Below are 24,524 nucleotides of genomic sequence, written 5' to 3'. Positions count from 1 at the left end.
AAAGCGTTACCCCTCTTCCATGACTAAATTTCTAATATAAAAAATCTGCGACACATGTTGTCGCAGCTTTTGATTATCATACTGCTATCCCTGTCAGACTATTGGCCTAATATGCAGCCTAATTTTCAGCGTCAAGCCACCTTACTCAGCCTAATTCCGCGCGCACCACGAAAAATATCCGTCAATGAATTAGTCGAACGGCTCGTAAACCGCACCCAAGATGCAGGTAAACGCTCAGTGCAGCGTGATCTTAAAGCTATGTATGAAATGGGCACCTTGGGTTACGTCTTGATAACAGAAGTAAGCCCTATGGTTGGTCGATTGAATCTTGTTGGCGCGGCCTTAATCTAGACTTGATGGATCAACATATGGCATTGGCGCTCACCACATTGAAACGCAGTGCAAGCCAGCTGATGCCACCGCAAAGCTTACAACAGTTACAGCCTTATTTTGAGCGGGCCGATAAAGTATTAGCCAGCGATCCTGAAAATCCATGGTTATATTGGGCTTGCCGGGTGGCACAATTACCTGAACCCTATCCTTTTATTTTGCCATCGCAACATCACTACGATGTAAATGATTTACAGATACCGACATATCTACGTTATCAAAAACAGCAATCGCACTAGCTCGCTAATAGCCTATTTATGCAAAATTAAGACGTTTTACCAATAATTAGAGTCGCTAACTATAGTGATGCATGAGCAATTAAAAGGTTGTGGTTGCAAAAAACAATATGACTCAACGGCTTTTATAATACGAACTGACAAATACTGCCTGCTCTTGTGCCCGATACGTGATAGTTACGGTTTAGGAATTTTATGCTCTTGTGTCGCAGCCTCTTTTGCTTCTCGTAAATATTTTTGTTCGCGAGTCTCTCGCTCCACAGACTGTTGCTGCGCTTTACGTTTTTGCTGCGTTGCCCAATCATTAGTTTGAGATTTTTGTTTAATCTTATCTGCTCGTTCAGCAGCATCTTTTGATGCCTGACGCGCCTTTTCTAATTGTGCTTGTTCCAATAACTGAGAATCTACCCGAGCCTTATCCGTCTTTTGTTCTAGCGTTAATACTGGTTTAGGCGTATCTGCTGCGTTAGCCACTGATAGCTGAACGCTAAAGAATAAAACTGACAACATAAATACATTAAATAAATACGCCATAACGAGTCTCCTTTGTTGACACATAGCGTTGCTGAACAATAAAGTCTAATTGCGTGACCGGTGGCAAACATAGCATGAAACTAACCTCAGTAAGAATATCGAACAAATTTATTAAAAATATACCTATATAAGCATTTTAAACTATACCTTCTAATTTTATTTTTGAGTAAAAACAGCATTATATTGATTTTTAATGTTTAATAAATAATGTATTATTTATTAAATTTCGTTATAAACGAAATACCTATGGAAGGGGGCGTGGCCTTAAGAGTCGCTAAGGGAGTATGCTGATATGATCAGATGGCAACATTTATTGAATAAACTCAGTACCGACGATCCGGTATTGCAACAAAAGCTGTCACTCTGGCAAGCGCACCCCCATAAAACTCCCTTAGCATTAATTCAAGGCTTTAGCTTTATTAGCGCGAATAGAGCCACGCTTAATTATTTTGAGACTAAATACGACGCGTTTATCAATGCAACTCCCTATGATTTTTCACCCCGAATTCAATCATCAGGCCGCAATAGTGTTGAATACTCAAGAGAAATGATACTCGAAGCAATTGCGGGTAAAAATATAGCGTTCAACTGGTTGCATCTCAGCCAACAAGGTACCGAACTCCCGTCACGCATCAACTTATATCACTGTACTCTACAGCAGCAAACTGTTGTTCTGGTGGAGCTACAAGCATTAAACCGCCGTAATCAGGTACGTGAAATCGTGTCAGATGGTTTTGCGCATATTCCTAAAGAAATTATATCAACCACCTTAGAAGAAAGTGCCGAAGCCGTTTATATCACTGACGCTGATAACCGTATTTTAGCGGTGAATAAAGCGATGTGTCGCATTTGCGGTTATAGCGCCGAGCAAATGATCGATAATACACCAGAGTTTTTAGATGTTCGTCATCTAGCTGGTAGCGATGAAAACGATTGCCGACAGGCCCTAAAACAAAGAGGTTTTTGGCAAGGCGAAATATGGAAACGCCGCTCAGATGGTAATCATTTTCCTGCTTGGCAGAGCAGTCGAAAAATTGTCACCCATAACAATGAACACTATCATGTGAACATTTTTAGTGACATCAGCACGAAAAAACTGCTTGAAACTCAGCTCACGACTCGTGCCATGTACGATACTTTAACTGGATTGCCGAATCGGTTTCATATTAAGCAAATACTTCATAGTGCCCTCGAAAAGCTCAAAACTGATCCGCTTACACTTGGCGCGTTAATGTTTTTAGATCTCAATGGCTTCAAAAATATTAATGATAGTTTTGGTCATGCCATGGGCGATAAGGTATTACAGCTGGTTGCAGCAAGGCTCGAAGGCGGCTGTATTGAAAAAGCCGATATTGCGCGCATGGGCGGAGATGAGTTTACCTTAGTGTTACAAGACTGTAGCTGCAAAGAAGAAATTCAACTATTTGCAGAGCAAATTCTCAGCTTGTTCGACAGCCCTTTTGAAATTGAAGGGCAAAAATTCTTCCTTGGCACCAGCATCGGTATAGCTCTATACCCAACCCATAGCGACCAGGCCTCACAGTTAATTAGCCTCGCCGATACCGCCATGTATTGCGCTAAAAAAAGCCAGCCACATTTAGTCTTTTACGACAAAGCGATGAGCCAAGCTGCTGAGCTAAAATTACAGCTTATTAATAACCTAAGACATGCACACAGCTTAAAACAGTTCACTCTTGCCTATCAATGCATAGTGGATTTACAGACAAATCAGACCATTGCCGCTGAAGCACTACTGCGATGGCAAAGATCGCCAACTGAATATTATGAAGCGGCCAATTTTATTTCTTTGCTAGAAGAAACAGGATTGATTGTCAGTGTGGGGCAATGGGTGTTAGAACAAGCTTGTTTACAAGCCGCACTCTGGCGTCAACACCACCAATCGACCTTTAGAGTGTCAGTTAATGTGTCACCGCTGCAGTTAGAACATGTCGATTTTATTGAGCAGGTTATAAATGCCTTAACCATGGCAAATTTACCCGCCGAAGCCCTGATTTTAGAAATTACCGAGTCGGCATTGTTGCGCCAGCCAGAACAAGCAAGAGCCACACTCAATCGTATTAAAGCGCTTGGAGTGAGTATTGCCATCGATGATTTTGGCACCGGCTTGTCTTCCCTTAGTCGCCTAGGAACGTTACCTATTGATAGTGTGAAAATTGATGCTGAGTTTGCCCTACGTTTAAACGAAGCATCAGGACAAAAACTCTACAATGCTATAATACAACTCGCGCAAGCTCTGGAGATTAACTTCATTGCCGAAGGAATAGAAACACAGCAACAAAAAGACATAATGACGGGAATGGGGCAAGGTTTTGGGCAAGGTTTTTTATTTGGTTATCCTAGTACGGTTGAACACTTCACCCAGGCTTTTTTTACCCAAAAATGCTTAGCCTAAACGACACCGCTATCGATTGATAACTAATACTGGAATTAACGCGATAGCCCTACCAGCACACCATTTAACAAAAAAACTATGGCATCACTCCCCTGCAAAGCAATTGGCTGGCAGGGCTATCTATCATCATTTATAGTACAAATGAATCGACGTTATTAAACCTTATTCCATCTTAAGTTAGCGTGATCTGAATAAGATTTTAACAAATTTAATGCGTACGCAATCCCAAAAACACTTATTAAAATACCTCAGCACATCGATACGCTATCAAAACGCCAAATTGCAAACTTAAGTTGACGATTGTTTGCCATTCACTGTGTTTGGTTCTAAATAACGTGCCTGCACCGCACTTGGCATTGCCTTAATCCGCAGCGTAACCATAGCATCGAATGCCTTCGTCAATGGTTGAATGTCGAGCGCGGGTTCGAGGGCATTTAACATATAAGCACACGCCTCTAAGGTAGATAAACTATCACTGCGGCTTGATTTACGGATGCGATAGCGTGACTCATATCCTTGCGCCAAATGCACCGCGGGATACTGGAGCAACCAAGGATTAAGCTGCAATATTTTAAACGCCTTACGCCAAGTACCATCAAGCAATAACAACACACAATCTGAGTTAATATGTTGCTCTTCCACGCTCACACTAGATGTCGAAGGATAAACGAGATAAATCGGTTTATTACACGCAGTTAAATATTGCTGCAAATCCGCAAAATCAGCCGCAAATTCCCCCACGTAAACGAGAGTTTTAGGTACGACAAGGCTCAATATCCGCACACTATTCTTTTTATGTTCTACTTCACTTGGATGTTGCAACACCACCAGCTGAGTGGTTGGGGAAATGGGCTGAATACTGGCGCATAGGCACGCATTCTGCGGATAACGGCAGGTAATACAATAATGACGGGACAAGCGGTAGCCTCAGATGAACAAATCTAACGACAAGTATACCAAAGGATAAAGCGTGAAAAGACACAATAAAAAATACCCACAGCCTGCGGTCAAACAAACTGTGAGTAAAGGGTGTACTGAATTACCAAAAATACGATGGACTAATGCTCTGCTGTAAGCTGCTCTTGATGCCAATGATCGAATCGACTCAACGTCATCATCAATAACAACCCGATGGAAGATACGCACATTACTAATGCGATAGCATAAGGCGCAATCAGATCAGTTTGTTGTACCAGCCCAGCTAAAATTGATGCGCCGCTCATTTGAATAAAGCCTAACATCGCCGCAGCCGTTCCTGCTCGTTCACCAAAAGCCGATAGTGCCATACTGGTTGCAGGGCCGAGCAAAAAGGCAAACCCAACACATAACAACATCATTGGTAGCATAAAGGCAAACGCAGCAGCGATACCCGAACTCGGGCCAAATAGTTGAGCCGCCACTACCGCAAGTGAAGAAAGAATCAATAAAGAAAGCGCCAACACTACCGTCGGACGATTACCTAGCTTTCGTATCACTATTGGCGCAGCAAAACAGGCGACAATGTTAAACACTGCATTAAGCCCAAATAGGCCACTAAAGGTGAGTTCAGAAACCCCTAAATGACCAATTAACCATACTGGTGCATAAGACACATAACTTAAAATAGCCGCCATCGCTGACATGCAAGCCAAGGCGTAAAATAAAAAGTGAGTATTACCTAGTACAGGTTTATATCGGCTCCAACGATAAAGTGGGCCTGTGGTGACGGTATTAGCAGGACGAGTCTCAGGTAAACGATAACCAACAACAATCATCATTAACATGGCATATAACATCATGAAAATGAAAGTTGAGCGCCAACCAAATTGCAGGGCCAGTAAACCACCTAACGTCGGTGCTAATGCGGGGATCACGCAAATCGCACCATTTAAGTAGCTGTAAATCTTGGCACCCTCTTTTTGAGAGTAACAATCGCGTACTGCGCTAAATACTACAATTGACGTCGAACAGGCAGCCAGCCCTTGTAATAGACGGGCAATCTGTAACCAATGAAACTCGATAGCAGCAGCGGCAAGAAGGCTACTTGCGCCATAAAGTAATACGCCAAATATCGCCACAGGACGACGGCCATAACGGTCTGCTAATGGCCCAATTAAGACTTGCCCTAAGCCCATAGCAAATAAAAATAAAACCAGTGTGGATTGCACGTCACTGGCAGATACAGCGAATTCTGTCGCCATAGTTGGCATTGAAGGTAAGTAGATATCGATAGCTAATGGGCTAAGAAGCACCATAGACATCAAGATAGGTAACAGATTGCGCCGCATAAATCATCTCAGTTAAACAATGAACAATATTTTAGTGGGCGTTATTTTAATTAACTCAAGGTATGAATAGAAATGGTATAATTTCCAAAGTAAATTTCCTCTGAGGAATATCTTTGAATATTGACAACTTAGCCAGAATCGATCTTAACTTACTCGTCATACTCAAGGTTCTACTAGAAGAGCAAAGCGTGACCCGCGCCGCGAGCCGCTTACACATAAGCCAATCCGCACTCAGTAAGAGCTTAAGCCGTCTTAGAGAAACCTTAGATGATCCGCTATTTCAGCGTACCGCCCATGGCTTAAAACCTACAGCACATGCTCTTATACTCGGACAAAAACTGCCGAATATATTACAAGATTTGTATCAATTAACTCAGCCTCCGACCTTTAATCCCGCCAGTAGTAATCGGCAATTTTCCTTTGCCATGGTCGAAAGCGCCTATGAAACCCTAATTCCGTATTTTATTGGCCCTATGCTGACCACCGCACCTAACGTCAAACTCGACTCCTACGTCTGGACCGAGAAATCGATGCAAGATTTGCAGCAAGGGCAAATTGACTTTGGTATTTCAGGACGAGATCTACATCCATTGTCCGATTTTCAAGTCGATCGCCTGCCCGAAGGCATTGCTTATCAGACATTATTTACCGATCAGCAAGTATGCTTAGTGCGTGAAAACCACCCACTAATGACAGCACTGACTTCAGAACAGTGGAATTTAGCACTCTACCTTGATATGGCCCATGTTCAGGTTCGTTGTGAAGGCAACGATTGGTGGGCGCTAGATTACTTTCTTGCCGACCTTGGACATAGACGGCAAATCAGTACGACAGTACCTGACTTTTATGGTGCCGCCAGTGTATGTGCTCACAGCAATTTGATCTTCACGTTGCCATCGAGCTTTGCTCGCCACGCCTGTCAACTTTATCCACTCAAACTATTGCCATTACCCTTCAAGTTTATGCCCATGGCCTATGTACTGTTATGGCACCAAAGAAATAATGAAGATCAAGGGCACAAATGGATTAGAGAAACCATTTGTCAGAGCATAGCCGCCTTATTTAACCCGCTTGGTAACTCCTCGCTTGATAGTCTAGTGGGAGAATAACGGCACACGGTGAGAATCATTAAAAGAGAATATCGCCGTGAGTATCGATACAAAAAGGCCCGATAATATGGTTATTATCGGGCCTTTTATACGGCATAACATTAGCCATAACGAAACAACGGTAACGCTATAAAATAAAGGTCGCTACCTGGGCTTTCAAATCATTTGCACGAGCTTTCAATGCTCTAGCCTGTGCTAAGTCTGACATCGCTGATGCGCTGATTTCATCAGTAACATCCTTAATCGCAACCGTATTTTGAGTAATTTCACCCGTGACTTGGGTTTGCTCCTCCGCTGCAGTAGCAATTTGCCCAGCCATATCTGAAATAACGTTAACCGCTTGGGTAATCTCTTCTAGCGCTTTCGCCGCTGCATTAGCATCGCCAACACTGTTTCCAGCTAATTTCTGACTACTTTCCATCAAGCTCACGGCTCTGGCTGTAGTACGCTGCAAGGTTTCAATCGTAGTATGTACTTCTTGAGTCGAGTCTTGAGTACGGCGCGACAACACGCGGACTTCATCAGCCACAACCGCAAACCCTCGGCCTTGGTCACCAGCACGAGCGGCTTCAATCGCCGCGTTTAATGCCAGTAAGTTAGTTTGTTCCGCAATGCTTTGGATAGTCGCTAAAATACTTGAAATTGACTGCGCATGGCGGCTCAAATCTTCAATTACATCAGTCGCTTGAGTCACTTCATCGGCGAGAGAATTGATAGAGTTACGGGTTTTATTCACTAACTCTTTACCCTGCAAGCTACTCATAGCCGATTGCTGTGCTGCCGTGGCAGTATTCTCAGCATTAGCCGCAATTTCATTGGTGGCACTCGCCATTTCAGTCACAGCTGTCGCGACCATAGCCACCTCTTGCTGCTGACGTTGTAATTCATTTACTGAGTTTTGCGTAGTCACTAAACTACGCTCTGCATCCGCATCTAATTCGCTGGCCAGTTGACGGATATGACTAATTAACTGATGTTGACTACCCACAAAACGGTTAAAGCTATCGGCAAGCATACCCACTTCATCGTGAGTATCGACAGAGATACGTTGCGTTAAATCACCATTACCATCGGCAATGCGAGCGAGAGCTTTTGATACGTGACCTAAAGGCCCTAAAAGCACATTCACTAACCAAGATATAGCTAACACACTCACGATCAACACCAGTGCTGATAATCCAAGTTGGGTGAGTAACAAACTAGAAAGTGGCGCGTTTAACGTCTCTTTATCGAGCACTAATACCAACTCCCAGTCAGTGTTGGGAATATCGACGGCCCAAACGAGTTTGTCACGGGACTCACTTTCAAAATACATCGGTAACAAAGTACCTGCCTTACGGCTCTGCTCTGGTAAACCACGATTAAGATCGTTATCGATATCACTTATCGGTTTCAACGTCTTAGTTTGATCTTTATAGGCGATAACCGTGCCGTCTTTATGCACCATGATGGCATAACCGTTTGCAGGTAACTTCATCTGATTGATTTCTTCGATGAGCATATTAATGGATAAGTCTCCTGCCACCACACCACCTACGACGGGTTCAGCTAAAGTCACCACTAAAATATTGAAGGCACTATCGAGATAAGGTTGAGTTAGTATGCTTTTACCCGCTTGCACCGCGGTTTGATATCAAGGGCGGGTGCGAGGATCAAAGTTGGTATAGTCAGTTGCCGGCTCTGAGTCCCGCATATTACCGTTTGACTCACCAAAATAGGTTGATTCAAATCCTCCAGACTGCTTAGCTTGTTTTATTGCCTGTGCAATATCATAACCGGGCTGTCCCACGATACTTTTAATAATTTGCTGATGACTTTCAAGCCACTTACTAATCAACAGAGCTTGCTGATCTCCAATCCGTTGAGCTTGCTGTAAGTTCGCCTCTAGTAGTGCTTTCTTTTGGCTAGAGTAACTCTGCCAAGATAATAGTAAAATAACCGCGCAGAGCGCGATAATAACCGAAAATAAGATTTTATTTTTTAAAGAATATGAGTTCATAATATTGTTCACTAATAAACATCAGATAATTAGACTAACTAAAAATAAAACCACTATTTTTAGTCACGGTTAGTTTACTTAGATACATAAAAATATAGTTCATAATCCCACTATCACCAGCAAAGGTGAGTCGTTGAAACAAAATTTAGCGCAATCAAAAGACTCGCTTAAAAAGCGTCTATACAAAATAAATTGTAGCTCATCTAAATTTAAATATAAGGTATCTAAAAAGTTAAAACACTTACAAGAAACATTGTGTTTATATAATAAAAAAGTGCCATAAATTTATATGGCACTTTTAAATTAAAAAATAATTATTGTCAGATTGCGCTATCTACTTAGATCATAGAATAAAGGTCGCTACTTGAGCCTTTAAATCATTTGCGCGGGCTTTCAACGCTCTAGCCTGTGCTAAGTCCAACATCGCAGATGCGCTTATTTCATCCGTAACATCTTTAATCGCAACCGTATTTTGAGTAATTTCACTCGTTACTTGAGTTTGCTCTTCCGCTGCGGTGGCAATTTGGCTTGCCATATCTGAAATAACGTTAACCGCTTGCGTAATCTCTTCTAGCGCTTTCGCTGCTGCATTCGCATCGCCAACACTGTTTCCAGCTAATTTCTGACTACTTTCCATCAAGCTCACAGCTCTGGCTGTAGTACGTTGCAATGTTTCAATCGTTGTATGCACTTCTTGGGTTGAATCTTGAGTGCGACGCGATAATACTCGTACTTCATCAGCTACAACTGCAAAGCCACGGCCTTGCTCTCCAGCACGAGCCGCCTCAATGGCTGCGTTAAGCGCCAATAAGTTAGTCTGTTCTGCAATTCCTTGAATTGTTGCTAAAATGCTCGAAATGGATTGTGCATGACGACTCAAATCTTCAATTACATCAGTCGCTTGAGCAACTTCATCAGCCAAAGAGTTAATTGAGTTACGGGTTTTATTTACTAACTCTTTACCCTGTAAGCTACTCGTAGCAGATTGCTGCGCTGCCGTGGCGGTATTCTCGGCATTAGCCGCAATTTCATTAGTGGCACTCGCCATTTCGGTCACAGCTGTTGCGACCATGGCGACTTCCTGCTGCTGACGCTGTAATTCATTTACTGAGGTTTGCGTGGTGACTAAACTGCGCTCCGCATCAGCATCTAACTCACTGGCCAGTTGACGAATATGACTAATTAATTGGTGCTGGCTACCGACGAAACGGTTAAAACTATCTGCAAGTACACCCACTTCATCTTGAGTATCGACAGAGATACGTTGCGTTAAATCACCATTACCATCAGCGATACGCGCCAACGCTTGTGATACTCGCCCTAAAGGACCTAAAAGCACATTCACTAACCAAGAAATGGCTAATACACTCAAGAGTAACACCAGTGCCGCTAATCCTAGCTGAGTCAGTAATAGGCTAGATAGCGGGGCCTCTAAGGTTGCTTTATCAAGCACGAGTACTAATTCCCATTCAGTATTGGGAATATCAACACTCCATACCAGCTTATCGCGGCCTTCATTGTCAAAATACATCGGTAACAGTGCACCCGCCTTGCGGCTCTGCTCCGGTAAACTGCGATTAAGCTCGTCATCGATTTCACTTATCGGTTTCATCGTCTTCGCTTGATCTTTATAAGCGATCACCGTGCCGTCTTTGTGCATCATGATGGCATAACCATTAGCTGGTAATTTCATCCGATTAACACCATCGACAAGGCTTGCGATAGATAAGTCTCCGCCGACAACACCTTGAGACGTGGGTTGCGCCATCGTTACCACTAAAATATTATAAGCAACATCCACATAAGGCTTAGTTAAAATAGGCGCACGTGCACTAGCGGCTTGTTGATACCAAGGACGGCTGCGGGGGTCATAACCGCTACGATCAATGCTGGGATCTGAATCATGCATTTGCCCAGTTTGAGAGCCAAAATAAGTTAACTGAAAACGGCCAGATACCTGTGCCTGTTGCAGGGTATTGAGCGTATCGCCTTCAACCTTACTCGCCAGTGCTCCCATAATATCTTGTTTGCTTACTAACCATTCTTGAATACGCTCGGCTTGTTGATCACCTAAGCGTTGTACTTGCTCTAGGCTATTTTGCAACAGCTGGGATTTTTGGCTGGAATAACTTTGCCATGACAACAAACCAATCACGAGTGAAAGGGCTACCACAACGGAGAACAGAATTTTTTGCTTGAGCGAATATGAGTTCATGTTGGTGTCTAATTTATTAACAAAGCATTGAGAAATAGGGTGTCTGAACGGGTTGAGCTGTGTCTAAACGGGTTTAGCTAATATTTATAGTTAATATTACAAGGCGACTTTTTACATTAAAACTAAAGCTTAATTTAGACTAAATTGTCCCATATTTTGTACAGTTAAGAAAGACGGTGCTCACATTTCCAGCAGAAAGATTTTTATAAAACTTATACACAACTAACAAAACTATAGTTGATAACTCAAATTATCTTTAACTCACAAATAAAGCAAATATTTAACGATAAATGAGTTTCAAAGTAAAATAAAGTAAATTAAGCAATATTAACGTGACCTAAACATACTCGCTATTGCACACTAAATGTCCACTGCTTATCGAGGAGTTCGCATGATTTATCAACAGTTCCAACGCAGTCCAATGCAGACACGAATTTCTGGCCCTCGGGCTTGGTTAGCGATGGCGATTAGTCTGAGCCTAATTTGTTTATCGTTATTTTTATTACCCTTCGTTCTCCTATTTGGGGCTATTGCCCTCGGCTGTTTAGTTTTATTTAGCCGTTTCTATATGGCGCGTCAGGTTGCAAAATTTAACCAAGCACAGGCAAGCGCTAATCAACATGACTACATGACTGAAGAGCCACAAGGTCACGTTTACAGCTCAGCTAATATTGTCAGAGAGTCTAATGCGAGAGAAACCCATCGAATGCGCCAACAAGGGCGGACTTTTGAGCATAAAGAAGACGAACACTAACTTAAACGAATTAGAATTAGAATTAGAATTAGAATTAGAATTAGAATTAGAATTAGAATTAGAATTAGAATTAGAATTAGAATTAGAATTAGAATTAGAATTAGAATTAGAATTAGAGTTAAGTTAAGTTAAGTTTGCGAGAGTAAAGTCTGCGCGTGTTTGAGGCTGTGAATTTCTGCAGGGTCTTGCGTTACTTTCAACACATTTTCAATCTGTAATGCAAGTGACTGCCAAAGGGGCTCGATAATATCGGCCTCTTTTTTATTGGCATTTTGTTGTGCTAATTTAAGCAAAGCCGCTGCCCCCACCACATCGATTCGCCCTAGCATACCGTCGGCTAATGCCATGCTTAACTCGATCATGGCAGCAACACTGTAACTGTATTTAATAACTTGACGCAGATAATCCTCTGCCTGAGTCAAATCGTTGCCAAAGGCATTGTCATCATTAAGCATATGTTGCGCGCGCATAAGCATGGCCTCGAGTTGTCCTTGCTCTGCAGCTTCAGCCATCCAATGCTCGCTTGCTATAACATCCCGCATGCAGCCATCGCCATTAGCCAACATTAAGGCCAAATGGTATTGAGCATGGGGATAACCCGCTTGCGCGGCTTTGCTGATAAAATAATGGGCTTGAGTAAGATTTTTTTGCTGGTAATGCAGCACACCTAAATTAGCCATAGCTTCGGTTTGTTCGCCATCTGCCGCGCGTTGTAAGTAATGCTGCGCTAACTGACTATCGGGTTGAAACGACTCACTGCCGACAAGATAAAAATATCCCAACAACGCCATCGCATTGACGATTCCAGCCTCGGCTGCGGTGGCAATCGCTTTTTCACCCTCAGCCACCTCTGGTTTACCTTGATATCCGTGGATTAATGCCACGCCGTGCTCATGCAAGGCCTCCATATTTCTAGGGGCCGCCAGGGAAAACCAATAAGCTGCACGGGAGAAACAGTCTGTTGCACTCAGATGAGAAGCACTATTGGCCTGGGAGATAGCGGATACATCGGCACTTGATGCTGGGCCTGCGGCTATCACAAGCGTTTGCTCTTTAAGTAACTTTTGTTCTTTGAGCGACTCTTGCTCTTTAAGCATTAGCGCCTTGGTTTTAAAGGATATCCCCACTAGATATTGCGCGTGTGCATCGTTTTCCATAATAGCGCGATAGCATAAATCTTTGGCTGTCATAGCGTCAGACGCTTCATAACAGTATTGAGATGCCGCGTACCCCTTCACCTTCGGATACAAATGCTCAACTAAGGCCAAGGCATCTTTAATGGATTTTTGCGCGAGCGCGAGTAATTGCTCTTGGGTGAGATGATACTTTTCAGGGTGAGCGCCGCGATTACCGTCAGCACGCAATCGATGTAGCGCGCGAGTAGTTTTAACATCGATAACGCGTTGCTGGTTAAGTTGTTCGATTCTATCGTATAAATTTGGACTCGCGAACGCGACTTGCTTATCTTGCCCGAGTAACTCAGCAAGTTTATGAGTAAAGCTACGAATGTGCAGCAGCGACTGGGTCGGCACATCCTGCACATAGCTTTTTGCCTTGAGATAATCATCACTCAAAGAGGCCGAAAAATCTTGGATAAATTCACTATCCTTAATGACCGCTTTCATCCCCATGAGTGATTCCCTACAAACTAGATTGGATATGTACTATGCAACATCAGGCTTTTTCGACACCATATATAAGCGAAATAACGCGACGTTAACGAATAAGCCAATGAAAGACATAATGGTATCCATCAACATTTGTAGCGGAAACCCACCCATTGCAGCAAATCCAGATAGCTGACTGCCGATAACGGAAAGTGGTAGATATAGCATTAATAGCGCAATCGTTTTCAGCACAATAGGACCGCTAAAACTAAAGCTTCCCTTAATGGCCTCTAATGGGGTTAAGCGTTCGACCACAACCATAAAGTTGACGTAAGCTAATCGGGCAAAAAGATAAAAACTAATGACCAATCCAATCAGCCATAAAGGTCCAAAGGCAGCAAACAGCATGACCGGGGCTAAGATTGCTAAGCCAGAAAACACCCCAGCCAATAATAGTGGTGGAACAAAAGGCAAGCTGGCTTTAAGTACCAAGCCCGCAGAAGGATTGTGTCCCTGAGAGCGCAGTTCTAAAAACAACGTAACTGCGGCAATAAGTACCGAAAAGGTGAGCAATAACAGCATCATCGCAATCATGTGCGGTGCACCAAACTGTGGATTTTCTAAATCGACTTTACCCATCTCTATGCCTAACCATAACTGGATCCCCACTTGGATCAACAGTAATGGCATAGTCAACATAGCGAGTTGTGCTAGATGATTACGGAAGAAGTTATAGGCTTCTGACAAAATTGCGGATAGTGACATGCGACTTTCCAAATAATTGAAATAAATTAACACTAAGAATTGCCGCTAAGGATACCGAAAATCCCTTAGTAATGCACAATAGAAATCATCAGTGTGAACTGTTAATCACAGAAAACTACTGCAACAAAAGCCGCAAACCCGCTAAACTGTCCAACGAACTAGCGCGTAAACTATTAAAGGACGCTTCCATATGAAACACACTATTACCCTGTCTATCCTCCTTGGCACTTGTATTTTGGCAGCGCCCGCCAGTGCGGGATGGCTAGATAACTTAACTGGAGCTCAAGCAAAAACGGAGAAAACGCTCGCGACGGCAACAGCAACTCAATCAAATGATTTAGTTGGTAACGTTATGTCACAGCTAGGTTTAAATCAAACTCAGGCAGAGGGTGGTTTAGGCAGTTTATTAGGTTTAGCGCAATCTAGCCTTGGTACAACAGACTATTCAACATTGGCTGCCAGCATCCCTAACGCCGACAGCCTATTAGCGGCAGCACCTGCACTAGACTCAACCTCAGGTGTATCTGGCTTGTTATCAAAAGCGGGAAATTTAGGATCATCACTACAAAGTAGTGCAATGGTATTTGATGCTTTTGAAAAACTAGGTATTTCTAAAGACTTGGCTATGCCAATGATCAATATTGCCAAGTCTTACTTAGACTCCAATGGCGCAGAAGGTACCTCAGATTTACTCACAAAAGGTCTGAGCTCACTGCTTTAACTCGGTATGCCCTCACCCTAAGCGCTCGATACTTAGGGTGAACTTTCATTCCTCAATCGACTCTACTCTATATTCCTCCAGCATAAGAGCCGCCATATATGATTGCAAAATTAAGACGATTTCTTGAAGCGCATACTCAAGCCGCTTCACCTGAAGACAAGGCGCATCAACTTAAGCTCGCCGCAGCCAGTATGTTACTTGAGGTGGTATTTGCCGATGACACACTGTCACCACAAGAAGCCAAGTTATTACCTAAATTACTGACCGAAACCTTGTCAATGTCGCAAGCAGATGCGCAAGTATTAATTGATGAAGCCAAAAGAGTCCAAGGCAACGCCACTTCACTCTTTGAGTTCACCACCGCCATTAATGCTGAATTTAGCCTTGAGCAGAAGCAACAACTATTGCTCGCAATGTGGCAACTGGCCTACGCCGATGGGCAGTTATCCCAGTACGAAGACCAAATTATTCGCCGCACTGCTGATTTGCTCTATCTAAAACACAGTGAATTAATCCACATGCGCAATATCGCCATAGAAACAAGTCATACCCAGTAGGTTTTAATCCTGCTGGTCACAGTAATGACTCTGGTACAGTCAAACTTTGCTTACGGATAATGTGGCTCTTTTGCCACCACAGGAATGGCGCCACCACTAATATTAATACCAACACGTAGGACATGCTGGCGCCAAGCGCAAAGGCCAGCACAACGCAAAATACACAACCGAGCGCCACTAACGGCCAATTATGCCGCGGTAATAACTTAGCTGCCGCTAACATCGCCATCAGATAGATCACCACAAACACACTATTGCTCCATGCGATAAGGTGCTCAAGCTCTTGCCCAGAAATATAGGTGAGCACGATGACGCTTGCCATTACTGATAACAATGCTGCTAAAGCGCGAATAGGAACACCGTGGGCGTTCTTTACCGCAAAAAAGCGCGGCAAAATACCCTCACAACTAAAGCTCCATACTAAACGAGCCGCACTGGCGGCATATACGTTAACTGTAGCCAACCCGCTGGCAATACCTAAAATGCCTATAACTTGCGCGCCATAACCACCAAGTACTTGATCAAAAACACCAATCATAGCAACGCTTTTATCTGTCGGAACTAATAAGAGTAAGAGTGTACAAGCCACATAAATAACCCCCACCAATATCGTGCCCATCATCATCGCGGGGATCATATCTTGTTGCGGGCGGCGAAAATCATCGGCGAGATGGGTCATAGCTTCGATACCCAAAAAACTCCAAAAAGCAATGCCAGCAGCCATCATTACGGTCGGCATTTCGGGCATACCATGGCTAGCAAGTGTGGTTAGCTGGCCTGGCTGAAAACTATTTGCACCAAACAGCACCATTACCACGGCAACTATGCACAGTGTCAGGCCAAATTGCAGCTTAGCCGACACTTGAATGCCCCTTAGGTTAATCAGGAACAAACCAAAAATAACTAGCACCTCAACACCGACCTTCGACCAGCCCGATATAGGTATTAAGGCGTTTACAAACTGAAAAGTCATTAAAATAGCTGCGGGAGCGCCCATCGGCACCACCAGCAAAAAGATCAATCCTATGGTTCGGCCTGCTGTGCGGCCAAAGGCTTTTTCGACAAAATAGGCGGGGCCAGCGGCATGGGGGAATACACTCGCTAAACGACCAAAGACAAGTGCCACTGGAATAATGGCTAGAGTAAGCAATATCCACGCGACTAGCGCGCCAGATTGCGCTTTTTCAATTGTCATTTGAGGTAAAATGAATACCCCAGTACCAAGCAAAGTGGTCGCCATTAATCCAGCACCTTGCCAACGACCTATAGTTCCGCTATTTGAATTCATCTGTTAGTATTCTGTGGTTTTTGAGCTGCTAGTATAGTGAGATTTAGCCCCACAATCTGCCGTTAATTTCAGTGTTCCTCACGTCCAGAACAAGCATAATCACGGTAAATGGCTGTATCTCAGTCAAAATGGCGGCTAATTTAAAGTTGAGTGATATTTCAAACTGAAAACATCAGTCAATTTTTAGCTGTCCAAACTAATGGCAAAATAGCACATGGATTTAAAACAACCATTTTCACTGGAGTCACCCTTGGATAAATTTGATACCGCCATCATTCATAGTCTGCGTCAGGATGCACGTCAAAGCGTGTCGAATATTGCTGAACAGGTAAACCTGTCACGCAGCGCGGTGGCCGAGCGCATTAAAAAATTAGAACAAACTGGGGTTATTCGTGGCTATCAAGTGCTATTGAGCGAATCACAAAAAGAGGGCGTATCGGCTTATTTCGAGATCCAGCATCAATGTCCACGCTGTGCTGACGTAGTACACGTTTTTCAAGCGATACCCGAAGTAATTACCTGCCGTGGAATTTCTGGCGATATGGATTTACTGGTTTATGTCAACGCACCTTCAATGCGCCGCTTACACGAGATCCGTGAATACATTGATACTCATACCGATATAATCAAAATCAAAACCCATGTGGTTATGAGTGAATGGATCAATAATCTCGGCGAATAAATTATATTTGCCCCAAAACAAGAAACGCCACCCTAAAAATAAAGGTGGCAACGCCCATTTGGAGGCAGGGCAAAATAGTCAAGTCTAGAAAATGGCATCCTGCCCAGCGACCTCCCTGTTACACAACAAATCGCGACCAGACTTATCCTTGAGAGCTAGCATCACAAGGGTCTATCTACAATATTATCCTTAAATACTGTTTTCGCGATTTGTCGATGTCCTTCCACTCTTATCATTATGCTTACAGAGATACACGACTCTGCTTTAGGCTATGGTCATTTGCCCCGTATAAAGGATGAAGTTACGTAGCAATATAACGCCGAGTAAACTTAAGCAGGCCGTCCCTGCGACATAAGCCCATTTACGTTTCGATGTTGAAGTCATAAATAGATTCATCGCTAAAGGACCTGATAAACCGAACCCGACAATACCGACCCAGAACACCCATCCCCAGAAGCCATAACCTAAGGCATTAAAGGTTGCGACCTTACTTTGCCCACCAGTAAGCACTAATCCCATAAAGAAGGTAAACAACAATACTATTTCAACTAAGATCAACGGGATCTCAACTTTATGGATAAAGTGCACCTCTTTGTCATCAGGCTTACCATTCATCAACACGCCCCCGAGTAAAGCCGCAGCTGCCCCCGAGGAAAGCCCAGAAACTAAAAACAATAAAGGCAATACTGGGTTTTTAAGCATGGGGTAACCAGGTAACGCCGACAGTAAAAAGCCCGTGTAAGCTCCCAAAGCCAAAGATAGGATCACCAGTAATCCCGTAATGGCAGCCTCAAACCGAGCCAGTAATGCTGTTAACTTCAGCACGATAGGAAAACGTGTTTCACACCAATCATCAACCGGTTTACGGAAGGTTAAACCAATCCACATAAACATGAATACTTGATAAATCAGCAGAATAAGTACACCCATCGACATGACAGATGTAGGATTGTAAAACACTAAAATCTTCCAAAAATCGAGAGGTTTTGTTAAGTCAGCAACCAAAATGCCTAATCCGGCCATTACCGCCACTGGCGCGATAATACAAGCGGCGCGCACAAAACCCGATTTATAAGCGTTTTGCTTTAAGACAAAATGTTTTAACAATACAGCGAAGAACATCGCCCCTGCAGAAACGCCTGCAAGAAACAAGTAAATAGCAATGGGCCAATGCCACACTAAGGTATCAAAATGTAAGGCACTCATAGCACTACCTCCCCAGATTTCGCCAGAATACGGAATAACTTAGGTCGTGTTCCGAGGGCAACTTTGGCGCGTTGAGTGGGATTAGCGCGCAGCACTTGTACTATCTCAGAAGTCGAATCTTTTAAATTACCAAACACCAATGCTTTGGTTGGGCAAGCGGCCACACAAGCAGGTTGCTTACCCTGGGCTAAGTTAGTTTCTCGGCAGAAATCACACTTATCCGCTGCGTGGGTGACAGGATTAATAAAGCGAACTTGATAAGGGCAAGCTGCAATACAATATTGGCAACCCACACATTTCCATGCATTAACCGAAACGATACCGGTTTCTTTATCAATAAACGCGGCGCCTGTTGGGCACACGTTGACGCAAGGTGCATCTTCACAATGCTGGCAAGACTTGCGGCTAAAGTGATAAAACTGGTTAGGGTATTCACCAAAGGGACCTGTCTGCAGAATTTGAATTCTAGACACACCTTCGGGAACATCATTCACCTCACGGCATGCCACTTCACATGCACGGCATCCAATACACTTAGATTCATCGTGAACCATCGCATACTTAATATCGGATCCGGCTTTAGCGCTTTCAGAGGCATTCACTGTGGTAAGAAGTGATGCGCCTGTTGCACCCGCTAATAACGCACAGGTGCCCTTTAGAAACCTTCTTTTTGAATTTTCCATGACTTTACTCCTGCTTGCCGGCGTGGCAACTGCTACACAACTCACTACGAACCTTTGGCGTCATTTCAACCATGGGATCGGTTGCGCTATGTAATTTATGGCAGGCAGCACAAGGCACTTTTTTAGCGTGTACGTTATGTGTCCACTCTGCTGCGCTCAGTTTTTTCGGTGTATGACATTTGCGACAAACGGCAAGCTGTTTATCAAGATCAGATCCTTCTTGCAGACCAAACACAACTAGGTCATTTGGCTTTTTGGGGTGATCCCCTTTCTCGCCATGACAACTTGAGCAGGACATTTTCATCGTATCTTGGCCATGATGGCCTAACATTGAACCGTTACGCTTGTGACACTTCATACAGGCTGTATCACTGTTAATTTGAAGCGGAGATTCGGCGCTCATCGCACTAAAGCTTAAAAGCAATGCAATTGCACCCAAGCGAATCGACCACAGCCATTTTATTTTGGACATTAAGGAGTCCTCACATTTATTTGGGGAAGGGCGAAGATGAGTGTCAGGGTTCGGAAATATCCGAACCCGACGGTCGTAATCAGACAGCTAGCGCTTGCTTAAGGCTTTGTGCATCCCACGATTTCTGTTGATTCATCTCAATAAAGTTAATATTGAACTTACTAAATAGTTTTTTCATTAGTGAGTTATTTTCTTTACTAGAATCACTAATTACCATTTTGACTTCGGATGAGTCCTGATCAATTAATACATAATCGAGACGATAATCATGATTTAAACTAGCATCATGCTGATCCATCTCAAATACTGTATCTAATGGCACATTACAAAAAACATCATACTTGCCTTCTACTACTGTTTTTAATGATTTAAAAAAACTAAAGCTTTTCTTATCAAACAGCATGGGTTTTAGTTTTATTTCGTGATGTTCAGCTTCATCCGAACCTGATTTAAAAAACTTAATACAGGTCATGACGAACATGACAAAAACGAATGGAACTGCGACAAACAGCACAAAGTACATAAACGCATAACTGAGAATAACTGAAGTATTCATAACGCCTCCAATAACCTATTTATTTTTTGTTATCACCTTTTTAAAACAACTTTAGTATTAACGTGAAGCAAACTTATTTACTTGACAAGGATCACGCCTGACAATAACAACCTAATAATAAACAACAAATTAAGAATCAACCCTCATTGTCACTTAGTGCAAATCTCGATAATGGAATACATGAAAGCTACATTTTCAACATTTGAAATATTGAAAATTGGAATTAACATATTAAAAATAATATTTTATATTTTTTAATATGTGAAAAAATATAAATATAGAAAACCTTTATTAATTACGGAGCTATAGTTTTGAAGTTGAGATACATTTCACATTAATATTATTCAGCCGAGCCATAATCAATCAATGTTTAAAGCATTTACTCCATTTTAAGGGATATAAAAAATGCATATTAGTAATCTTGATGGGCTCGATATTCTAAGTTTGAAAATACTTGTTTCATTATATGAAAATAAGTCTGCAACTTATGTGTCTAAAGCTCTCGATATTCCTGCGCCTAAGATTAGTCGTAGCCTTAAAAATATGCGTGAAATCTTTGGTGATGAACTTTTTATTCGTCGTAAATATGGACTTTTCCCTAATGAGTTTGTTTCTCATTTATATCCAATAGCAAAAGAAGCAATTGAATGTACCGATAAGTTTTATAAAGCCAGAGCAGCTAATACTAATTTAGTCAAAACCCACGTAGAAATTTCTGCGCCAGGTTTAATTGCCTACGCTTTCCCAAAACCGCTTATGCAGGCCATTAAAGAAGAAAAAAAACTCATGCATATTAATATCACTCCGTGGTCAATGCATACCACTCAAGATATTATTAACGGCGAGACTATGTTAGGTATTTGCTGTAATAAAGGTGCAGCAGACGTGGCCGCATTCGGTGATAAGCTTTTAACAACGGCACTGCAAAATATGGATAAAGTTTATCTTATTGCTAGCAGCAACCATCCTATCTTTAAGCGGGATATCACCTTAGAAACGATTGCAGAATATCCCTATGTAAATACCGATTTAGGTAATTCGCATAGCAAACTCAGCCCTTATCAAGATTTTTGCCTCAAAAATAGCATCACACTCAATACTGAAATTAACATTACCAGTATTTCAAGTTTGTTTGAATATCTCGGAGAAAGTCAGGCGCTATCATTATTGCCCTATCGCGTCGTCTATGAAATGGCGAGTGATACCCCCGAATTACATACATGTCAGTTATCACAACTTGAGGCCGAACGTTTATATGCCGAAACTGAAGTACCGGCAATATTCTTAGTGCAAAAAAATCAACCGAATAACATAAATGACGATTTAATTTGGTTAAATGGACAAATTAAAAAAATTGTTGATCATATTGTTTAGCAAAAAAGAGTAAAAAGTACGAGATAGAGATGATACAGCCTTAGCTTAAGCACCAGCTCATGCTCTAGATAACCCTTGGCGAAATTGTTAAGCCAACCATACATCTTACGCCGCAAACACGTTACACTAAGCCTATCTTTATCCTAATAGATTCAGCTATGCGGACCGAAAATACAGCCACACTTAATCTTATTTGGGGCGCCCTTATTCTTGAGGAATTAGCACGTCTTGGCGTGCAACATGTGTGTATGGCACCAGGCTCACGCTCGACGCCATTAACCCTCGCCGCCGCCCAGCAAACTAAGCTCCAGCGTCATTTACATTTCGACGAACGTGGACTCGGCTTTATGGCTTTAGGGCTAGCAAAAGCCAGCCGCGCACCAGTCGCGATTATTACCACATCGGGTACCGCCGTCGCCAACTTGTACCCCGCAATCGTTGAAGCCTGGCTAACCCATGTGCCTTTAATTGTTTTAAGTGGCGATCGTCCGCCTGAATTACTCGGCTGCGGTGCCAATCAAGCCATAGTTCAACCCGGTATTTTTGCCAATTATGCTATGCAAGTGAATTTACCGACACCGGATACACACATTGCACCGCAAGCTTTGCTCACTACCATAGATGAGGCAATAGCGAATCAAACTCGTCCTGTACACGTTAACTGTATGTACCGTGAGCCTTTATATCCGAGTGAACTCGGTGGCACTATCCTCGATGCAGAATCGCCCTATTTAAAACCACTGCACAATTGGCTGCAACTCACGCAACCTTATACTCAATATGGCAAGAGTTCTCAGCAGAGCAGTCCAAGTGACGATGCCATCATGCGGTTCGTCCACGGTAAAGGTGTCATTGTTGTCGGTACGCTTACGCCAGAGCAAGATCCACAGCAGCTCATTACCTTGTCGCAAAAAATTGGCTGGCCGCTTCTCACCGATGCACAGTCACAACTGCGCCAGCATCCTGCGGTCATCGGTAATATCGACCAATTGTTGCAACACCCAAGGGCGCGCAATTTATTACAAGAAGCCGATCGCGTACTGGTATTTGGCGGTCGTTTATTATCAAAACGCTTGATTGGATATTTAGCCGAACAAAATTGGCATAGTTACTGGCAAATTTTACCCGAGCAGAACCGGCTCGATCCGAGCCACAATACCAAACACCTTTGGCATGCTAATGCAGGACAGTTTGCCGCATTGAACTGGTATCGTTCATCCTCTGCAAACTGGGCAAATACTTTAATTACCTATAACGATGAATTGCATAACTTATTTGTGCGCAATATCGATCATGGTGAATTTGGTGAAGCACAAGTAGTCCGTGCGATTGCCAATACACGCCCATTAGAACAACAGCTTTTTATTGGTAACAGCCTACCTGTACGTTTGTACGACATGTATGCCCCCGTAAGTTGCTGCACAGCGACCACCTTCACCAATCGTGGCGCATCAGGGATTGATGGCTTACTTGCTACAGCATGTGGCATTGCGGCTCACGCAGGCAAACCCACGAGTTTGATCATTGGTGATTTATCGCAATTGCACGATCTCAACTCGCTGGCAATCGCAAAAAGTTTAACCAGCCCGTTAGTCATCGTCATTCTCAATAACGATGGCGGTAATATTTTCAACTTACTGCCCGTGCCTAATGAGCAAATTCGTAGTGATTATTATCGACTCAGCCACGGCTTAGAATTTGGTTATGCCGCAGCCATGTTTAATTTGCCCTATAATCAAGTGGATAATTTAGCCGATTTTCAAGATAGCTATAATGAGGCGCTAGATTTTCAGGGGGCTTCGATCATTGAGGTCAACGTGAGCCAAAACCAAGCTAGCGATCAAATCGCTGCGCTCAACCTATGGGTGAAACAAAGCTAATGCCAATCATGGCCCGTTACGGTGACACTTCATTACCCACTTTAGTGTTACTGCATGGTTTTTTAGGCACTAAGGCCGATTGGTTGCCGTTAATGCCTACGTTGAGTCAGCACTTTCACTGTATTTGTGTAGACTTTGCGGGCCATGGTGATAATCAAGCTGAGGGGGCGACTGAGGCTAAGTTTGATTTTAACTTTTGCACGCAAGACATAATGACGCGACTTGATAGCCTTAAACTTAATACTGAGATGTTCCATCTCTACGGTTATTCATTAGGGGGGCGCATCGCCCTGCATCTTGCTAGGGCCTATCCGCAGCGATTATTGAGTCTTAACCTCGAGTCCTGCCATCCAGGGCTTAAAGATCAGCAGGAAAAACACACCAGAAGCCAAAGTGATGCCCAGTGGGCCGAACGTTTGCTCAATCTTAATAGTAAAGATTTTTTAAGCTTGTGGTATCAGCAGCCCGTATTTGCCGATATGACCGCCGCCAAAATAAAAAGCTTAATCGAGTATCGAACTCATATATTGAACATGCATCCTAAGCAAATACTTAAACAAGTATTCTTAGCCACCTCATTGGCGCGCCAAGTTTCATTATGGGATGTACCTTCACAGCTTGCCTGTGAATGCCATTTCTTTGCCGGCAGTCAAGATGCTAAGTTTCACGCCCTCGCTCAAGAGTGGCAATTACATGCGCCCATTCTCGTCCACCGCATCAATGGTGCTGGACACAACATACACCAAGCGGCTCCAGAGGTATTAGTCTCAACGCTAGTTAAGCTGCTAGGTTAATAGTATTAAAATGTAGGAAACA

Annotated in this window: 22 protein-coding genes and 1 pseudogene; 11 read left to right on the top strand and 12 right to left on the bottom strand. The window is 43.1% G+C overall.

Annotated features, from left to right (window positions below):
- Positions 1-111: 111 nt before the first annotated feature.
- Together C9I43_RS19130 and C9I43_RS19125 are read left to right on the top strand one after the other, a co-directional pair.
- Entirely contained in the window at positions 112-351 is a 240-nt protein-coding gene (locus tag C9I43_RS19130) for a hypothetical protein (protein WP_258192027.1), read from the top strand.
- Positions 352-368: 17 nt separating this feature from the next.
- The gene (locus tag C9I43_RS19125; RefSeq protein WP_258192026.1) at positions 369-629 is read left to right on the top strand and encodes a hypothetical protein; all 261 of its coding nucleotides are present in this window, start codon (positions 369-371) and stop codon (positions 627-629) included.
- Positions 630-803: 174 nt separating this feature from the next.
- On the opposite strand, the gene C9I43_RS17405 is transcribed toward C9I43_RS19125, so the two are convergent.
- Complete coding sequence (locus C9I43_RS17405; RefSeq protein WP_181317927.1) at positions 804-1,160, bottom strand: hypothetical protein; 357 nt, start codon at positions 1,158-1,160, stop codon at positions 804-806.
- A 292-nt stretch (positions 1,161-1,452) separates the two neighbouring features.
- Between C9I43_RS17405 and C9I43_RS17400 the strand changes: the two genes are divergently transcribed.
- Positions 1,453-3,573 (top strand): putative bifunctional diguanylate cyclase/phosphodiesterase, encoded by a 2,121-nt coding sequence (locus C9I43_RS17400; RefSeq protein WP_107884829.1) that lies wholly within the window; start codon positions 1,453-1,455, stop codon positions 3,571-3,573.
- Positions 3,574-3,861: 288 nt separating this feature from the next.
- Here the strand turns inward: C9I43_RS17400 and C9I43_RS17395 are convergent, their stop codons facing one another.
- Both C9I43_RS17395 and C9I43_RS17390 read right to left on the bottom strand, forming a co-directional pair.
- Positions 3,862-4,491, bottom strand: coding sequence for a tRNA-uridine aminocarboxypropyltransferase (locus C9I43_RS17395; protein ID WP_107884828.1), 630 nt, complete (start codon positions 4,489-4,491; stop codon positions 3,862-3,864).
- 140 nt (positions 4,492-4,631) lie between these two features.
- The gene (locus tag C9I43_RS17390; protein ID WP_107884826.1) at positions 4,632-5,840 is read right to left on the bottom strand and encodes a multidrug effflux MFS transporter; all 1,209 of its coding nucleotides are present in this window, start codon (positions 5,838-5,840) and stop codon (positions 4,632-4,634) included.
- A 113-nt stretch (positions 5,841-5,953) separates the two neighbouring features.
- Between C9I43_RS17390 and C9I43_RS17385 the strand changes: the two genes are divergently transcribed.
- Positions 5,954-6,949, top strand: a complete 996-nt coding sequence (locus C9I43_RS17385; RefSeq protein WP_107884824.1) for a LysR substrate-binding domain-containing protein — start codon at positions 5,954-5,956, stop codon at positions 6,947-6,949.
- A 127-nt stretch (positions 6,950-7,076) separates the two neighbouring features.
- Here the strand turns inward: C9I43_RS17385 and C9I43_RS17380 are convergent.
- Both C9I43_RS17380 and C9I43_RS17375 read right to left on the bottom strand, forming a co-directional pair.
- Positions 7,077-8,948, bottom strand: a pseudogene (locus C9I43_RS17380) (methyl-accepting chemotaxis protein).
- 343 nt (positions 8,949-9,291) lie between these two features.
- Positions 9,292-11,163, bottom strand: a complete 1,872-nt coding sequence (locus tag C9I43_RS17375) for a methyl-accepting chemotaxis protein (RefSeq protein WP_107884822.1) — start codon at positions 11,161-11,163, stop codon at positions 9,292-9,294.
- 391 nt (positions 11,164-11,554) lie between these two features.
- Here C9I43_RS17375 and C9I43_RS17370 point away from each other — a divergent pair, with 391 nt between their 5' ends.
- Entirely contained in the window at positions 11,555-11,917 is a 363-nt protein-coding gene (locus tag C9I43_RS17370) for a hypothetical protein (RefSeq protein ID WP_107884820.1), read from the top strand.
- A 128-nt stretch (positions 11,918-12,045) separates the two neighbouring features.
- Here C9I43_RS17370 and C9I43_RS17365 read toward each other — a convergent pair whose 3' ends face one another.
- The gene (locus C9I43_RS17365) at positions 12,046-13,548 is read right to left on the bottom strand and encodes a DUF4145 domain-containing protein (protein ID WP_107884818.1); all 1,503 of its coding nucleotides are present in this window, start codon (positions 13,546-13,548) and stop codon (positions 12,046-12,048) included.
- Between the two features lie 33 nt (positions 13,549-13,581).
- Complete coding sequence (locus C9I43_RS17360) at positions 13,582-14,289, bottom strand: hypothetical protein (RefSeq protein WP_107884816.1); 708 nt, start codon at positions 14,287-14,289, stop codon at positions 13,582-13,584.
- A 190-nt stretch (positions 14,290-14,479) separates the two neighbouring features.
- Between C9I43_RS17360 and C9I43_RS17355 the strand changes: the two genes are divergently transcribed.
- Together C9I43_RS17355 and C9I43_RS17350 are read left to right on the top strand one after the other, a co-directional pair.
- Positions 14,480-15,010: a DUF2780 domain-containing protein gene (locus C9I43_RS17355; protein ID WP_076497242.1), complete on the top strand. Its 531-nt coding sequence runs from the start codon at positions 14,480-14,482 to the stop codon at positions 15,008-15,010.
- 98 nt (positions 15,011-15,108) lie between these two features.
- Positions 15,109-15,567, top strand: coding sequence for a tellurite resistance TerB family protein (locus C9I43_RS17350; RefSeq protein ID WP_107884814.1), 459 nt, complete (start codon positions 15,109-15,111; stop codon positions 15,565-15,567).
- Between the two features lie 16 nt (positions 15,568-15,583).
- On the opposite strand, the gene yjeH is transcribed toward C9I43_RS17350, so the two are convergent.
- The gene (gene yjeH / locus C9I43_RS17345) at positions 15,584-16,855 is read right to left on the bottom strand and encodes an L-methionine/branched-chain amino acid transporter (protein ID WP_107884812.1); all 1,272 of its coding nucleotides are present in this window, start codon (positions 16,853-16,855) and stop codon (positions 15,584-15,586) included.
- Positions 16,856-17,105: 250 nt separating this feature from the next.
- On the opposite strand from yjeH, the gene C9I43_RS17340 reads away from it, so the two are divergent.
- On the top strand, positions 17,106-17,537 hold the full coding sequence (locus C9I43_RS17340) for an Lrp/AsnC family transcriptional regulator (protein WP_076497245.1): 432 nt from the start codon (positions 17,106-17,108) through the stop codon (positions 17,535-17,537).
- A 264-nt stretch (positions 17,538-17,801) separates the two neighbouring features.
- Here C9I43_RS17340 and nrfD read toward each other — a convergent pair whose 3' ends face one another.
- The 4 genes from nrfD to C9I43_RS17315 form a co-directional block, all read right to left on the bottom strand.
- Positions 17,802-18,743, bottom strand: a complete 942-nt coding sequence (gene nrfD / locus C9I43_RS17330; protein ID WP_076497246.1) for a cytochrome c nitrite reductase subunit NrfD — start codon at positions 18,741-18,743, stop codon at positions 17,802-17,804.
- Positions 18,740-19,426 (bottom strand): 4Fe-4S dicluster domain-containing protein, encoded by a 687-nt coding sequence (locus tag C9I43_RS17325; protein ID WP_076497247.1) that lies wholly within the window; start codon positions 19,424-19,426, stop codon positions 18,740-18,742. Before C9I43_RS17325 ends, nrfD begins: the two co-directional genes overlap by 4 nt.
- Before the next feature lie 4 nt (positions 19,427-19,430).
- Positions 19,431-19,898, bottom strand: a complete 468-nt coding sequence (locus tag C9I43_RS17320) for a nitrite reductase (protein ID WP_076497248.1) — start codon at positions 19,896-19,898, stop codon at positions 19,431-19,433.
- Between the two features lie 79 nt (positions 19,899-19,977).
- Positions 19,978-20,454 carry a DUF2726 domain-containing protein gene (locus C9I43_RS17315; protein WP_107884810.1) on the bottom strand — a complete coding sequence of 159 codons (477 nt, stop codon included), beginning with the start codon at positions 20,452-20,454 and terminating at the stop codon, positions 19,978-19,980.
- 405 nt (positions 20,455-20,859) lie between these two features.
- Between C9I43_RS17315 and C9I43_RS17310 the strand changes: the two genes are divergently transcribed.
- The 3 genes from C9I43_RS17310 to menH all read left to right on the top strand — a co-directional run bounded on the left by C9I43_RS17310 (position 20,860) and on the right by menH (position 24,502).
- The gene (locus C9I43_RS17310) at positions 20,860-21,828 is read left to right on the top strand and encodes a LysR family transcriptional regulator (protein ID WP_076497250.1); all 969 of its coding nucleotides are present in this window, start codon (positions 20,860-20,862) and stop codon (positions 21,826-21,828) included.
- Between the two features lie 158 nt (positions 21,829-21,986).
- Positions 21,987-23,708, top strand: a complete 1,722-nt coding sequence (gene menD / locus C9I43_RS17305; RefSeq protein ID WP_107884808.1) for a 2-succinyl-5-enolpyruvyl-6-hydroxy-3-cyclohexene-1-carboxylic-acid synthase — start codon at positions 21,987-21,989, stop codon at positions 23,706-23,708.
- The gene (gene menH, locus C9I43_RS17300; RefSeq protein ID WP_107884806.1) at positions 23,708-24,502 is read left to right on the top strand and encodes a 2-succinyl-6-hydroxy-2,4-cyclohexadiene-1-carboxylate synthase; all 795 of its coding nucleotides are present in this window, start codon (positions 23,708-23,710) and stop codon (positions 24,500-24,502) included. The genes menD and menH overlap by 1 nt, the downstream gene beginning before the upstream one ends.
- Positions 24,503-24,524: the final 22 nt, after the last annotated feature.

It is taken from the genome of Shewanella morhuae (assembly GCF_003028295.1).
In the GTDB taxonomy this organism is placed as follows: domain Bacteria; phylum Pseudomonadota; class Gammaproteobacteria; order Enterobacterales; family Shewanellaceae; genus Shewanella; species Shewanella morhuae.
Note: the sequence above shows the minus strand (reverse complement) of the source record. Positions and strands in the feature narration are given on the sequence as shown.